Below are 15,012 nucleotides of genomic sequence, written 5' to 3' on the forward strand. Positions count from 1 at the left end.
CATATTGTCATTCAGTTTTCAATGTTCATTTTGTAAAATCAATCTTTTATATTGTACTATATCGCTTCGATAAAAGTCAATAACTAATTGATATTACTTAATTAATTTTAAAAGCTTTTCATTAACTTTGCAAGGGTTATTTTTACACCAACTTAACAAAGTTATTAATCGCTTTACATCCACTTTTTAGCGACTTTTATATAATATCAATTTTATGTTTTGAAGTCAACATTTAAATTGAATTATTTTTTATTCGTATGAGTTCTTTTATTCACTCACAAGAAGATATTCTAACACATTTCTTAAAATTTGCAATAGAAAAATCGTATGAAAATATTTTTCACACGATTTAAACACAATTTAGGTATTATCGATTTTATTGTTTTTGGGTGCTTGCTATAACTTTTCTTGCGATTGAATTATATAATTCTCCTAAACGATCATCCGATTGATATATCGAAGGCGAAAAGTCATTGGGATTCCATGTAGGTTGTTCTAATGGAAGTTCAGCAAATAATTGCGTCTCAAGTTCATCAGAAAGCTTTTTGCCTCCTCCTTTTCCAAAAACATACTCTTTCTTACCTGTTTCCTTACTTTCAAAATAGCTCATATTTTCTATAACTCCAAGAATAGTATGTTCTGTATGTTTAGCCATTGCACCTGCTCGAGCCGCTACAAACGCCGCGGTTGGATGCGGTGTCGTTACTATAATTTCCTTACTTGATGGTAACATTGAATGTACATCTAAAGCTACATCTCCTGTGCCAGGTGGTAAATCAAGAAGTAGATAATCAAGTTCTCCCCACTGTACTTCTGTAAAGAAATTTGTAAGCATCTTACCAAGCATTGGACCTCTCCAAATAACCGGTGCATTTTCTTCTACAAAAAATGCCATTGAAATAACTTTTACTCCATGTCTCTCTACAGGTATTATCTCCTTACCATCTATACCCGGTCTTTCATCTATTCCCATCATATCAGGCACACTAAAACCGTATATATCAGCGTCTACTAATCCTACTTTCTTACCTTCTCTTGCTAAAGCTACGGCTAAATTGACAGCCACTGTCGATTTACCAACCCCACCTTTACCTGAAGCTATAGAAATAAATTCAACTGGGTTATTTTGTGATAATAGTTCTTCAATGGTTTTGGGCTTTTCACTACCTTTTCCTATATATCTCTCGACTACTTCGCCAGGAAGTTCTTCAAAACGAATTCCCACAGTATTTGCACCATTTTCTTTTAAGGCTTTGACTATAGCCATTTGAAGATCTAATTGTGGTTGCCCCCCTAATTGCGCCATTGCCACCTTAACGCTCACATGGTTAATATTATCCTTAATAGACACATTAACAATACCTTCAGATTCCTTCAATGGCACATCTATAATCGGATCCTTTAATGCCCCTACAATTTCTTTAACTTGATTTACCGTTAACAAAGTAAATCCCCCTTATTGATTTTTAATTTATCTACATAGCAACTAATAGTTGCCTGTTTATATATCATTCATATTTTTTAGTATAAGACTTTTCCTAATATAAAAAAAGAAGTTAGCCCATTTTTAAAATAGACTAACCTCTAATTATTATACTTTCCTACTATTGTGAGTAGAATGATTAGGCTCCTTTATAAATAATGCTAGAACAAAAGCAATAATCACAAAAGCAGTGACTAACGCGAACGATACATCAACTCCCGCAGCAACACTTTGCCGTTGAATCATTTCTTTACTAGCGTGATTACTTGATGATACAACCCATTGAGCACCTATACTCATAAAAGTGACCATTAGAGCAGTTCCTAGAGATCCCGCCATAACACGTCCAAAGTTCATAATTGCCGTTCCGTGGGAAATGTTTTCAGTTTTCAATGCATTTATCCCCGTCGTATTGATAGGCATCATTAATAAAGACACAGCAAACATACGAATCGCATAGATTACAATCAAGTACGTATAGGATGTATCTACTTTAAGAAAGCATAATAGAAATGTACAAGAAATCAATAAGATAAATCCAGTAAATATTAACGGTCTAGGCCCATATTTATCGTAAAACTTCCCAGTAAACACAGACATAATACCATTGATAATCGCGCCAGGCATAATTACTAATCCTGATAGCAACGCAGATAATCCTAAAGCATTTTGAACATACAATGGAATAAGTAATGCAGGTCCTACCATAGATAACATAATAATCATAGAAGTAATTGTTGAAAAACAAAATATTTTGTTATTAAATATTTTCAAATTTAATAATGGATTAGAAATTGTAATTTGTCGTTTAACAAAAATACCAATGATGATTAGACTTATTAAAAGCGAACAAAGGACAATTGGGTTAGAAAAACCTAGGTTACCAGCACTACTGAAAGCATAAAGCATTAATCCAAAACCTAATGTAGAGTATATAACGGATTTTTTATCCAGTTTTGTTTCTTTCGTTGTGTTATAACTTGAAATCGATACAAAACCAAATATAAATGTAACTAATGCTATACCGACAATAACAATAAATGGCACTCTCCAACTTGCATTGTCAATGATTAAACCAGTAAATGTAGGTCCAATTGCAGGTGCAAATTGTATAACTAATCCTGCAAGTCCCATTGCAAATCCACGGTGTTCTTTAGAGAACAATGTAAACAATGTAAATTGCATTAATGGCATGAGTATACCTGCACCGACAGCTTGTATTACCCGTGCAAACATGAGCACGCCAAAATTAGGTGCAATAGCAGCAACGATTGATCCTATCAGAAATGTTCCCATTGCACCTAAATATAGCGGTCTCGTTTTTACTTTATCCATTAAGTAAGCGGTAAGTGGAATCATGACACCATTCACTAACATGAAACCTGTAATCAGCCACTGCGATGTATTCTCATTAATATTTAACTCACGCATAATGTGTGGCAAGGCTGTATTAAGTAATGTTTGATTTAAAATGGCCACGAAAGCGCTAATTAACATTACAGATACGATTAAATTTCGCTTAGTCTTAGATAATTCATAACTGGCCATAAACATATACTCCTTTTTTTTCAAATGATAATTTTATATTCAATCAAATTTTATTTACCGATACAAACTTAATGCTCAGAATAATATAGAAATTTCTTGTTATTTTGGATACCATTATAGTGTAATTATTCAAACTTTGTACTGCTTGGTAAAGCATGATACAACTGCAATGTTTAATAGCATTATCAAACATTGCTATTAAATAATTAAATTATTTTCTATCGTTAAGTTCAATTATTCCATATTAAATTCTCTTTTTTTACAAACGCCTTACTTTTTATTATTCAAATTTTTACTTTTAGGATAAAAAACTTCTTTACATACAAATAAAAATCCTATAATAATCATAATTACCCAAAAATGTATATTAACATGTACATAGTGTATGTGAACTATAAAATAAAACATAATTGTAGTAACAATGTAGGAGATGAGATGAAAGTTAATACCTTGAAAGTATGGATTTTTTGGAAGATTCTTTTTAAAATAATCCATTAAATGCTCAATTGAAAATAAAGTAAAATAGCCTAATACGATATAACTACCGTAGTATATTAAATTATCATAAAAGCCTTTATTGTAACTAAAATCGCCTAAGTGTAAATAAATAAGGATGCGACTCAAACCGTACAAACCAAAGCCTAAAAACGTTAAAAAAATGGCTCCGGAAATAATAAATATAGTGAGAACAATAAGTGTTACTAATAAATGATATGATTTATTTTTTAAAAATTTCATCACTTTTGTCCTCCCTTACACTTCGTATATACATATATATTATCATGTAAATAAAAGCATATAAAATTTTAAGTTATACAACATTTCTTCTTCTCATCTCAACTTATTTCTTTTTATTTTCACAAAAAAAGCAAGTAGATATGGTATACGCATTTCTACTTGCTCATAATTAAAAAATCATTCTGTAATGTTTCTAAGATTGAATAGGATTACTCTTAAATAATGTCATCCACATTACAATTAAACATACTGAAATTATTGATACTAATCCTAATACATTGTGTAAATTAGAACCAAATAAACCAACATTTAGTGCATACATATATCCCATAATCGTAGATCCGACAGACGAACCTAAATTTTTTGTCAATGCATAAAACGACATCATCTTTTTCATATTTTTTGGAGAAGTTTCCTCTTGGACAATAACACTATCTTTTGTATAAATATAGCCAAAACTTAAACCTGCAAATATAACCGCAAAAGCAATAAGCAATGGGAGTTTTAAGCCAAACATTATCATCAGACTACAAACTAATAAAACAAAGAATGAGCAAATATATAATGTTTTTCTAGTAAAATGCGCTTCTATTTTAGCTAAATTGAAATTAAGCGTAATCCAAGCAACAGACAACGGGAATATTACAAATCCACTTTGTAAAGGTGATAAACCAAGTTTTTCTTGTAAATATACTGGTATATATAAATTATATCCCATCAATGTTATCGCAATTAGTAAATCCGTTATAAAAACTAGAACTATTGATATGTTAAATTCTTTCGTTGGTAAAAATGGTTGTTCGAAACTATTTTCTACTTTAAATAGCATCCATAAAACAACTAAAGCTAAAATAATTGAGAATATATTAAAAATAATATGATGTTGGTTGAGTAAACCAAACATTAATAAAGCTATAAAGATATAAAAGATAATCAATCCTTTTATTTCAAAACGACTCTGTTGTACTTGTGTCTCATCAGGAAAATGAAAAGTCATAAATACAAGTATTATTGCCAATATAGCAATAGGAATATTGATATAGAATAGCCAATGCCATGAAGCGAACTCTAAAATCGCACCACCTAATAATGGACCAATAATACTCGAAATCCCCCAGACACTTCCGACGATACCCATAATTTTATATCTTAACGGAATTTCAAAAGCCAACTTTGGAACTATTTGTGAGAGTGACATCATAACTCCTGCTCCAAAACCTTGTACTATTCGAGAGATAATTAAAAAAATAAACGTCTGACTTAATCCCGACATTAAACTACCTAAGGCAAACAATGATACCCCTACAACAGCAATGTTAATAATTTTAAATCTAGACATGAGCTCACCAACGATAGGGTTAGCTATAACTAAAGCAATAAAATATACGGTAAATACTAATGAAACTAGATTACCGGCATTCAAACTATTTTTTATTGTTGGTAATGCTAATGAAATGATTGATGTTTCTATAGCTGCCATAAACATTATTAGTATGAGTGCCATTACAGTAATGATGGACTTAAGATTCATAAAAAAACTCCCTTTTTATTGGATTTAGCTATTGAAACGTAAAATTGACTTTTTAATATGATGGTACTCATACACCATTTGTTTTCAATAAAAAGGAGTGAGATCAGTACATCTCACCCCTTTAAAAAGTCCATAAAGTTAAAATTCCAACGCCACCATGTGTTTATTTAAAGTATAATGATATATCTAAAAATAATACTTATTTTTCTCTCTAAATTAAAAGGATAGAATGTTGCAATTCACATAAAATAAAAAATGCCTATCATATGTAAGAGAGAAGCAAGAACAATAAATATATGCCAAATCATATGAAAATAAGGTTTATTTTTTTGGGCATAAAACCAAGCTCCGATAGTATAAGATAACCCACCAAGAAATATAAAGAAAATAAACCACCATGATGTTCGCATAATAATAATAGGTAAGAATATGATACCTACCCACCCCATCACCAAATAAACAATGAGACTTAATCTATGATTGACTTTAGTTGCTATTGATTTATACAAAATTCCCCATAATGTTGTTCCCCATAATAATATTGTGACAAGCCAACCTAACCAACCACCGACAACACTTAACAAAACAGGTGTATACGTTCCTGAAATAGCCACATAAATCATACTATGGTCAATAATCCTTAATATATATTTATGAGACGTATTATTTTGCATCGAATGATAAATGGTTGATGATATGAACATCATAAAAATACTAATCACATAAATCGACACACTAATTGACTCTAATGTGCCACCATTGTTAAAACTATGCACTGCTGCATATGGAAGAATAAATAATGTAAGTAATGCAGCAGCACCATGTGATGCTGCATTACCAATCTCTTCTCCAAATGTTAAAGGAATGATGTCCTTAAAAGTTTCTACCACAGAATCGTTTTTTCGCTTAGATGATTGAGACATCTATTCCACCACCTTTAGTTAAATCAAATCCATTCGTTTTAAATCTTCTGTAGCTGTATGTACACTATCCTTACCTTCTTTATTTTTTAAAGGTGAAAATTCTTCTTCTCTTGGAACTTGTAGTGTTACAAAGCTTGTACCGTACCTAAATATGTCAAAATAAAATAATTCAAACTTTAATGTAGGACGTTCAACCACACCAAAATTTTCATCTAATTGTTTTAATTGTTTGATTGCCAAATGATATGGTAATTCTCTATCAACAACACTGGTAATGAAACCTAGTTTAAAAGCATGGATACCTATATTAGCATTGTTAAATTGATTTGCTATGTCTAAATCTAATTCGGAATACTCTAACACAGTGTCTTTACAATCAACATTTACAAGTCGACCTACACTTTCACTATCTTTAGGTTGAATTGTTTTTGATGTGATGTCTTTACTTTGTGTCACTGTAAAACCTGCAAATAACGGATCTAAAACTTTAACTAAGACATTATCAATGTTATTTAAGAAGATATATTTGACGTGATCCTGTTGCATTTTATCAAGGTATCCAGCTTTTTTAAGAGACTTGAATACACCCCCATTACCATTAGGTGTTTCCATAATATGTCCATCTCTATTTAAAACAAGTTTTCCTTCTTCACTTAAAGCAACAATGTTATCTTGCTTAAAGAAATGAATATGATTGGCATCATAATTAAAATATTTATGTTGTTTAAAATACTCTATTGTATCTTTATGATTAATGTCACTTGTCATAATATACCAATTAATTGTGTGGCCAGTTTCTTCTTTTAAACGAATCAATTGACGCGCCTGAAGCTCAAATAAACTCGTACCCTCTATTTCAAAAGAACCTTTAGGCCCTTTATATCCTAAACGCGTACCTTGTCCTCCAGCCATCAATAATACTGCAAATTCACCATTTCGTATTGCCTCATAACCTTTTTGTTCATATGTATGTCGTTGTTCTTCATTGAGTCGTGATTTCACTTCATATTTGACTTCAGATACAGAAGATACATCATCAATAGTTTTTCTATTAACATATAAGTCCTGATATAAATCTTGAATTTCTGCAAGATTTAACTGATTCACTTTTTCATCTAAAGCATTCTTTTCATTACTACTCATTAATTTTTCATATTCATACAAATGCTCTTGGTTATACTTTTCCAATTGATTTTTTTCTAACATGATAACGCTCCTTATGTATACGTAATTTTAATTGTTATTTTTCTCATAATAATCTTATTTGATTAACCAATAGTGCATCATAGTATTTAAATATGGTTGAAATAAAGTATATATCGCACCAACACTTAATGCAGTAGCTAGAGATACATCTACTAGTCCCCCAGTTTTAAAATGAATGGGTGATACGATATTAAATGGTAAAGGATAAAATAGTTTAACACCTCTTGGAGTTAATATATCAAGTATAACATGCGAAAACATACCAATAACAATTGCAACCATATAATACATCGGAGTTTGTATGAAGTACAGTAAAAAACTAATTCCTATAATAAATAAAAGTGAATGCGTAAATGTTCTATGACCAAATAAAATTCTGACAAAAAAACTAGTAAGCCTAAATCGTCTTCCTATTTTACTTTGTGTATGACATATATCTGGCAAAATACTTGAAATGACTGAAAGTACAATCACTGATATAGAAGTAAATATATCTGTATGAAAATATTGTGTGGTTATTGCACCGACTAAAAAGCCACATGATGCGTGTGTTTTACCTGTCATGTTTTGTTCTCCTTTATAAGGATATTTTAGCACATTTCGTTTTAAAAAGCGAACATACTTTCGCATTCACTTTCAATTAGTATGACATAATTAAAAAAAGTATCACATAAATACTTGAAAACGATTACACAATCATTTATGATAGGTTTATAAATTAATTAAAGGAAGTGTTTTTAATGGCAATGACAGTTAAGAAAAACGATAATGAAGTTCGTATTCAATGGAGAGTAGCAGATATCAAAATTCCAAATAATGAAATTAAAAATGTTACTCAAGATCAAGATATTCATGCCGTACCAGAAGAGAATGGTAAAGAAATATCTCGAATCGGTTCTACTTTCGGAAAAACAAATCGCGTATTAATTGATACTGATCAACACTTATATATTATTTACACTCAAAATGATCAAAAAGTATATAATGAGTTAACAAAATAAATTACAGATTTATATTTTTTAACATAACTTTATAATCAGACTGTCGACATAACTCAATATAATGTCGACAGTTTTTTATTGTGATATTTTCAAAAGTGCTAAGCTGAATGATAAACTTTATATTGAAAAATAGACTAGGAGGTAATTTGAATGTTCGTTGTTACTAATAGAATCACTGTAAAAAAAGGATATGCAAAACAAATGGCGCCTAATTTTACTAAAGGAGGTCCTATTGAATCTTTAAAGGGCTTTGAAGGTATTGAAGTTTGGCAAATTGATAAAGATGATTATAGCGAAGATATGTATGTAAATAGTTGGTGGGAAACTGAAGAAGATTTTAAAAATTGGGTGAATAGTGATGTATTTAAACAAGCACATAAAAATACTGGTAAATCCGAAGATTCACCAGTCATTAAAAGCGAAATTGTTAAATCAAATGTTTTATCTTCTTTAAACAGAAGATAAATTATGCAAAGGGAGTGGGCTAGAATACGTATATGATTCATTGTCTAATTTTGCATTTATAATTATAAAAATAAAACAAGTTAGATATATGAGAATTTTTATTTCAACCATTAGTAATATATTGCTGTTGTTATGATTAGTTCCCCACTCCCACTAAATTAAAAATGAGTATATCTTTTATCCAATAAATAAATGCGCTAATAAAGCAATTATTGGAAGCGTAATGATAGTACGAATTAAAAAAATCATAAATAATTTACTTATACTAACTGGAATTTTAGAACCAAGAATCACGCCACCCACTTCAGATAAATAAACAAGTTGAGAGATACTCAATGCTCCAATTACAAAACGTGTTACATCATTTTGAACCCCTTCAATAAGAATAGAAGGTAAGAACATATCGGCAAACCCAATTAGAATTGTTTGTGATGCTTCATGTGCTTCTGGAATTTGTAACAATTCTAGTACTGGAACAAATGGTTTTCCTATAATCTCAAAAACAGGTGTGTAGTTAGCGATAATAGTAGCTATTGTTCCTATACTCATAACTACTGGTAAAATTACAAACCACATATCTACAACTGTTTTAAAACCCGAAATTAAAAATTCTTTAAACCCTGGCGATTTAATTCCAACTTCAGTTGCTAAATCAAAACCATATTTTAATGCTGTTTTGCCTTCTGGTAGCTGTTCCTTACGAGCCTCTTCACTTACTTCTTTAGCATATTCGTCAGGAATATTTTTAAGTGGCCAAATTCTTGGCATAATCATTGCTGCAATTAAACATGAAATGACTACTGTTAAATAAAAATAGAAGAATTGATCTTGCATTCTAATTGTTTCGGCAATGACAATCGCGAACGTAATAGATACAACACTAAAGGTTGTGGATATTACAGTTGCTTCTCTTCTTGAGTAATATCCTTCACCATATTGTCTACTAGTAATTAAAACACCAACTGTACCATCACCTATAAATGAAGCTAGATTATCAACTGTCGATCTACCAGGTAAAGTAAACAAAGGTCTCATGATAGGTCTAAAGATGGGGCCAAGTAATTCTAATAGACCATACTCCATTAATAAAGGTAAAAAGATTGCAGCAAATAAAAATACTGCTACAAGAGTAGGTAATAAACTCGAAAATACTAATCCACCTGTATCTTCAGATTTAATCATTTCAGGTCCAATATTTAAAAATGTTAGCCATGAGAAGAAGACAGCTAATACTCTCAAAACAAGCCACCCTATTTTAACGTTGAAAGCACTGCTCATTAAACCTTGAGGATTTAATTTGTTTTTAAAAATTGTAGAGCATAATATTGTTAAAATACCTGATACAGTTATGATGGTTACAATTAAAATTGGCATGATACCACCAAGCCAATCTTTTAATAAACCAGCTAAAAAAGCTATTGGAAGAGTCGTTTGCTGCTGTCCATCTTGAACAACTGGTATAGGAATTAAAAATAATATAATCCCTAACAACGACATAGTGATAAATTTAATTCTACCTCTAACTATGTCAACTTTTTTATATTCATTCATATATATTCAATCCATTTCTATCTTTTTATATCCATATGTAATTTAAAGTATATCACATTATATATATGCATTATTTTGAATAATTACGTAAAGAACACTATACGCTATTTATTAACTTTTAGCAAATCCATTTTAACTCTTTTTCCATTTAAGCAGTTCTATTCGTATATGATTTATATTTTTTATTTTTTTAATGAGCCATCAAAATGATATTGTAACATCAATAAGAGCCTGTACATTAATTTGTAATGTATCAGGCTCTATAACTAAAAATATAATATTGAAACTATCAAATTTACTACATCTTACGTAATAAAAATAAGAAGTAAGGTGCGCCTATAATTGCTATTACAACACCTACAGGAATATCAAGAGGAGGTTGTATACCTCTTGCTAAACCATCACCAAAAGTTAATAATATTGCTCCTACCAAACCTGACATGATTATAACATGTATATTTTTATGACCGACAAGTTGACGTGCAATATGAGGTGCTATAAGACCTAAAAAACTAATACCTCCTACTACTGCAATGGACGCGCCTGCTAACATTACTGCTAATACAAGTAAAGTCATTTTTAAGATTTTTACACGTGCTCCTAGTGCAATGGCTACATGATCACCTAAATTTAAAATATCAAGTTGATACCCTAATAACAATACTATAGGTACAGTGATAATAAACCATGGTAATAAACTATAAAAACTGGCTATATTATGACCATATAAACTACCAGTTAACCATAATAGCGCATTATTTGCATCAAGAGGATTACGTATAAGCAGGAATTGGACAATGGCCGTACAAATTGCACCTATAGCTAAACCTATCAATGCTAATTTTGATCCCTTTACATCAAATTTAGAAATAAGAACTGAAAGAATAATACTTATTGTCAAAGCACCGATAAATGAACCTAAAGGAAGAACAAATAGAGGTGCCGATGGAAATATCATTATGATTATTACTGCTGCTAAACTTGCCCCTTTTGTTATTCCAATAACATCGGGTGAGGCAAGTGGATTTCTTATAACCCCTTGTATCACCGAGCCAGAAATAGCTAAACTACTGCCTATAAGTATTCCTAAAAGTGTTCTAGGAATTCGATATTCATTTAAAATAAAGTCATTGTGTAAGAAGAAGCCTGTAACTGCATGAATAGGATTAATCATTACTGATCCTATACAAAGACTAAAGATTGTACTAAAAATTAATAACAGTAAGACAATGGTATAGCGCATCTTCAGGTTTTGTTTAATCATATGCGATTCACCCCTCTAACAGTTATGAATAAGAAGTAAAAAGCACCAACAAATGATGTAACAATACCTACTGGCGATTCGAATGGATAAGTAATTAAGCGACACAATACATCAGAAATAAGTAATAAAGTAGCGCCGAATATAAATGTTAAAGGTATCATCAATATATAGTTTTTATTTATATATCTTTTCACTATGTGTGGAACTATCAAACCAACAAATCCTATAGGACCAGCAATAGAAACAGAAACACCAGCAAGAACAACGACCAATATTCCAACAATCATTCTGACGATTTCTGTTCTTTGTCCTAATCCTCTGGCAATATCATCACCTAACTCTAATATAGTTAATTGTCTTCCCATAAATATGGTCACAAAAATAGCAAGGAGTAAAAATGGTAAGATAAATATAATCTGTTGCCATTTTATACCGGCTAATGAACCAACTAACCAGAACATCACTGTATCATTAGAATCTTCATTTAGAATAATTATACCTTGAGTCATACTACTAAAGAACAGATGAATAGCCATACCTGCAAGTGCTAGTTTAATCGGTGTAAGCGACTTAGTAGAGCCAGACAATGTATAGACAGTAAAACCTCCTAAGAAGGCACCAATTATCGCTAAAATTGTAGAGTAAGAGCCTAGAGACGGTATAAGTACAGTTATAAGAACAATAACGAAGGAAGCGCCTGCATTCACACCAAAAATCTGTGGTGAAGCCAAAGGGTTTTTGGTAATTGCCTGCATCAATAAACCTGCAATTGCTAAAGCGCCACCAATAATTAAACTAGCCAGCATTCTTGGCATACGTACATTGTGTATTAAGAAAGTTGCTTTTGTATTCGTGTGTCCAGTGACATAACTTAAAATATCATTCAATTGTATTTTTGAAGAACCAATCGCTAAATTCAAATATACTGAAATAAAAAGAAGGCACACACCCACAATAAAAGTGAGTGTAGTGCGCTTTTTCTTTTTTTGTTCAATAGCGGATTGACTATCTTTATTTACTATAGTCATTGTTTTCCACCTTACTTATTATCTTTTTTACTATCTTTCTTTGATAATTCAACAAGTTCTTTTGCCATTTCTTCAGAAGAAATTAAACCACGTGATCTTGCCCATAAATCACGGTCTAAAATATCAACACGTTGATTTTTCACAGCATTTAATTTCTTCCATACAGGATCTTTTTCTAGTTCTTTTAGTGAAGGTTCGTTAGAACTTGCTTTGTTTGTCATTATGAACATACGCTCAGGATTCACTTGAGATAAAGTTTCAGTGTTCATTTGTAAGTAAGGCCCTTTAAGATACTTACTTAAACCTTTAGTAACATCATCACTTAATGCTTCTTTAAAACCTAGTTGACTTAGGAATTGACCAACATAAGAGTTGCTTGGGTGAGCAAGCAAACCTGATTTAGCAGCTACTGCAGGCAATACCTTTAGATTTTTATCCATAGTTATTTCTTTTTTATATTCTTCAATTTTCTTATCATGTTCTTCTAAGCGTTTTTTACCTTCTTCTTCTTTATCTAAAGCCTTTGAAATTGTTTTAAAAGCATCAATATTTTCATTATAATCTCCATCGAAACTTTTCAGTTCAATCGTAGGAGCAATTTTATTTAAGTCTTTATAAATACCTTTGTGTCTATTATTATCAGCAATAATTAAATCTGGTTTGAGTTTACTGATTTCTTCTAAATTAGGTTGTTTACGTGTTCCTACAGAAGTGTATTTTCCAATTTTGTCTCTTAATGGTTTAATAATACGATTTTTTTTGTTATCATCCGCTATCCCAACAGGTTTAACATCTAAAGCAACTAACGCATCAACAAATGAATACTCAAGAACAACAACACGTTTAGGGTGTTTAGGTACTTTCGTAGTACCTTCTTCGTGCTTGATTTCAACTCCATCTTTTGATGACTCTTTACTTGAGTTACTTGAATTATTATTTCCACATGCTGCAGTTGCAATTAAAACAAACAATAAGCCAATTACACTTAAAATTTTTAAACCTCTCACTGTTTCCACTCCTTAATATGTATATGCTTACATTATTAGTTTATTGATAACGATTCTCAATGTCAATAACTTATTTTATTATTTTCATAATTAATCCAACGCTGAACAAATGATGTTTATATAAAAATGCTAATTTTAATAAGTAATGCCTATCAAAATTTAATTTGGAACGGTGCGTTGATTTAAAGGTAAATAAACACTTTCAGCAGTGGGAATATATGGGCATATCAAAGTTTTGAACAAGGGATTCTATTTTTGAATCACTACTATATAACTTAGTTAAATTTTTCATATACATGCTCTGAGACAGCGCTTCATAATTCAAGCTAAATTGAAGTTTATCTCCGATCTGATAATGATCTTGGTTATTTAAATCAATCATTAAATGGTCACTTGATGCACCTAATATTCTTATATCATCCCCAAGAGGTTTTATCCCCTCGATAAAAGTATCTAAATAACCGATATCAACTATGGCTTGTAAATAAGATTGATTATTTTTTTGATATAGGCGTGGTTTTATTTCTATAATTTCTGCTTCTAATACTATCGCATTTTGATATAAGCTATTAATTGAATGATTTGTCGTCGTATCTATACCCCTTAATAATGCTTCCCCTATACGAAGATCATTGATTTTATCTAAATGATTGTACAGTGTTTGAGGTAACATACTCGAATTTCCACCTGAAATAATTCTAAACTTAAAATGAGTTTCACTTTCTACATCATGTATAAATTTGTTTATCATACGAACATCTTTTTCATTGGGTGCTTCTGATTTAAAGCACATAAAATTAAATGCCAAGCCAACAAGTTGTATGTGAGATAATTTAAGTATTTCTTGTACATAGCGTACCACATCATAGGTCAAGACCCCTTCTCTACCATCTTTCCAGTCAACCATTAGCATGATTTGATGTTTAATATCAAGAGATTTTGCTAACGTATTAAGTTTTTTGATTGTGGTTAATTCAGTTTGGATACTCATTTCTACTCTTGAAATCATCTTTTCCAAATCTGCTTCAACAGTAGGTCGTAACAATGTAAATGTAATGCCTAAATCTTTGAGTTGTTCAATATTATCTAGTCTTGATTCAGCAAAATGTGTAATTCCTAAAGACTTAATACTTGATACAATATGTTTATCCCCTGCGACACATTTAATTACTGGTGTGAAATGAATTTGTTTACATTCTAATAACGATTGAAGTACTTTGGCATTATATTTAATTTTAGATAAATTGACACGAACATTTGCCATGTA

Annotated in this window: 14 protein-coding genes; 2 read left to right on the forward strand and 12 right to left on the reverse strand. The window is 30.8% G+C overall.

Annotation, left to right across the window (positions count from 1 at the left end; translation table 11 throughout):
* Positions 1–376: 376 nt before the first annotated feature.
* The 7 genes from HMPREF3241_RS00800 to HMPREF3241_RS00830 form a co-directional block, all read right to left on the reverse strand.
* Positions 377–1,444: an Mrp/NBP35 family ATP-binding protein gene (locus tag HMPREF3241_RS00800; RefSeq protein WP_002496348.1), complete on the reverse strand. Its 1,068-nt coding sequence runs from the start codon at positions 1,442–1,444 to the stop codon at positions 377–379.
* Positions 1,445–1,591: 147 nt separating this feature from the next.
* Complete coding sequence (locus HMPREF3241_RS00805; RefSeq protein WP_002496347.1) at positions 1,592–3,031, reverse strand: MDR family MFS transporter; 1,440 nt, start codon at positions 3,029–3,031, stop codon at positions 1,592–1,594.
* Between the two features lie 270 nt (positions 3,032–3,301).
* Positions 3,302–3,769 (reverse strand): SepA family multidrug efflux transporter, encoded by a 468-nt coding sequence (locus HMPREF3241_RS00810; protein WP_070853380.1) that lies wholly within the window; start codon positions 3,767–3,769, stop codon positions 3,302–3,304.
* 193 nt (positions 3,770–3,962) lie between these two features.
* A complete protein-coding gene (gene sdrM, locus HMPREF3241_RS00815) occupies positions 3,963–5,300 on the reverse strand; it encodes a multidrug efflux MFS transporter SdrM (RefSeq protein WP_070853381.1) in 1,338 nt (445 codons plus the stop codon).
* Between the two features lie 239 nt (positions 5,301–5,539).
* Positions 5,540–6,223: a PAQR family membrane homeostasis protein TrhA gene (locus tag HMPREF3241_RS00820; RefSeq protein WP_002447365.1), complete on the reverse strand. Its 684-nt coding sequence runs from the start codon at positions 6,221–6,223 to the stop codon at positions 5,540–5,542.
* An 18-nt stretch (positions 6,224–6,241) separates the two neighbouring features.
* Positions 6,242–7,429, reverse strand: coding sequence for a UTP--glucose-1-phosphate uridylyltransferase (locus tag HMPREF3241_RS00825; protein WP_070853382.1), 1,188 nt, complete (start codon positions 7,427–7,429; stop codon positions 6,242–6,244).
* A gap of 54 nt (positions 7,430–7,483) precedes the next feature.
* The gene (locus HMPREF3241_RS00830; protein WP_002475741.1) at positions 7,484–7,993 is read right to left on the reverse strand and encodes a metal-dependent hydrolase; all 510 of its coding nucleotides are present in this window, start codon (positions 7,991–7,993) and stop codon (positions 7,484–7,486) included.
* Positions 7,994–8,169: 176 nt separating this feature from the next.
* On the opposite strand from HMPREF3241_RS00830, the gene HMPREF3241_RS00835 reads away from it, so the two are divergent.
* Together HMPREF3241_RS00835 and HMPREF3241_RS00840 are read left to right on the forward strand one after the other, a co-directional pair.
* Positions 8,170–8,430, forward strand: coding sequence for a SunI/YnzG family protein (locus HMPREF3241_RS00835; RefSeq protein ID WP_001829752.1), 261 nt, complete (start codon positions 8,170–8,172; stop codon positions 8,428–8,430).
* 150 nt (positions 8,431–8,580) lie between these two features.
* Positions 8,581–8,895, forward strand: coding sequence for a heme oxygenase (locus HMPREF3241_RS00840; RefSeq protein WP_001829739.1), 315 nt, complete (start codon positions 8,581–8,583; stop codon positions 8,893–8,895).
* Between the two features lie 177 nt (positions 8,896–9,072).
* Here the strand turns inward: HMPREF3241_RS00840 and HMPREF3241_RS00845 are convergent, their stop codons facing one another.
* From HMPREF3241_RS00845 to HMPREF3241_RS00865, 5 genes are all read right to left on the reverse strand, one after another.
* Positions 9,073–10,446, reverse strand: coding sequence for a YjiH family protein (locus tag HMPREF3241_RS00845; RefSeq protein ID WP_002447361.1), 1,374 nt, complete (start codon positions 10,444–10,446; stop codon positions 9,073–9,075).
* Positions 10,447–10,744: 298 nt separating this feature from the next.
* Positions 10,745–11,710, reverse strand: a complete 966-nt coding sequence (locus HMPREF3241_RS00850; RefSeq protein ID WP_002447360.1) for a FecCD family ABC transporter permease — start codon at positions 11,708–11,710, stop codon at positions 10,745–10,747.
* The gene (locus HMPREF3241_RS00855) at positions 11,707–12,738 is read right to left on the reverse strand and encodes a FecCD family ABC transporter permease (RefSeq protein ID WP_002447359.1); all 1,032 of its coding nucleotides are present in this window, start codon (positions 12,736–12,738) and stop codon (positions 11,707–11,709) included. Before HMPREF3241_RS00855 ends, HMPREF3241_RS00850 begins: the two co-directional genes overlap by 4 nt.
* 11 nt (positions 12,739–12,749) lie before the next feature.
* Positions 12,750–13,745: an ABC transporter substrate-binding protein gene (locus HMPREF3241_RS00860; RefSeq protein ID WP_002458399.1), complete on the reverse strand. Its 996-nt coding sequence runs from the start codon at positions 13,743–13,745 to the stop codon at positions 12,750–12,752.
* A gap of 202 nt (positions 13,746–13,947) precedes the next feature.
* Positions 13,948–15,009, reverse strand: a complete 1,062-nt coding sequence (locus HMPREF3241_RS00865) for an alanine/ornithine racemase family PLP-dependent enzyme (RefSeq protein WP_002458398.1) — start codon at positions 15,007–15,009, stop codon at positions 13,948–13,950.
* Positions 15,010–15,012 lie beyond the last annotated feature (3 nt).

Source organism: Staphylococcus sp. HMSC34G04, from assembly GCF_001838765.1.
Taxonomy (GTDB): Bacteria; Bacillota; Bacilli; order Staphylococcales; family Staphylococcaceae; genus Staphylococcus; species Staphylococcus epidermidis.

What these genes read in the sequence shown, in the direction of transcription:
- HMPREF3241_RS00805 (WP_002496347.1), bottom strand. Translation starts at nt 3,031, where the DNA reads ATGGCCAGTTATGAATTATCTAAGACTAAGCGAAATTTAATCGTATCT.
- HMPREF3241_RS00810 (WP_070853380.1), bottom strand. Translation starts at nt 3,769, where the DNA reads ATGAAATTTTTAAAAAATAAATCATATCATTTATTAGTAACACTTATT.
- sdrM (WP_070853381.1), bottom strand. Translation starts at nt 5,300, where the DNA reads ATGAATCTTAAGTCCATCATTACTGTAATGGCACTCATACTAATAATG.
- HMPREF3241_RS00820 (WP_002447365.1), bottom strand. Translation starts at nt 6,223, where the DNA reads ATGTCTCAATCATCTAAGCGAAAAAACGATTCTGTGGTAGAAACTTTT.
- HMPREF3241_RS00825 (WP_070853382.1), bottom strand. Translation starts at nt 7,429, where the DNA reads ATGTTAGAAAAAAATCAATTGGAAAAGTATAACCAAGAGCATTTGTAT.
- HMPREF3241_RS00830 (WP_002475741.1), bottom strand. Translation starts at nt 7,993, where the DNA reads ATGACAGGTAAAACACACGCATCATGTGGCTTTTTAGTCGGTGCAATA.
- HMPREF3241_RS00835 (WP_001829752.1), top strand. Translation starts at nt 8,170, where the DNA reads ATGGCAATGACAGTTAAGAAAAACGATAATGAAGTTCGTATTCAATGG.
- HMPREF3241_RS00840 (WP_001829739.1), top strand. Translation starts at nt 8,581, where the DNA reads ATGTTCGTTGTTACTAATAGAATCACTGTAAAAAAAGGATATGCAAAA.
- HMPREF3241_RS00845 (WP_002447361.1), bottom strand. Translation starts at nt 10,446, where the DNA reads ATGAATGAATATAAAAAAGTTGACATAGTTAGAGGTAGAATTAAATTT.
- HMPREF3241_RS00850 (WP_002447360.1), bottom strand. Translation starts at nt 11,710, where the DNA reads ATGATTAAACAAAACCTGAAGATGCGCTATACCATTGTCTTACTGTTA.
- HMPREF3241_RS00855 (WP_002447359.1), bottom strand. Translation starts at nt 12,738, where the DNA reads ATGACTATAGTAAATAAAGATAGTCAATCCGCTATTGAACAAAAAAAG.
- HMPREF3241_RS00865 (WP_002458398.1), bottom strand. Translation starts at nt 15,009, where the DNA reads ATGGCAAATGTTCGTGTCAATTTATCTAAAATTAAATATAATGCCAAA.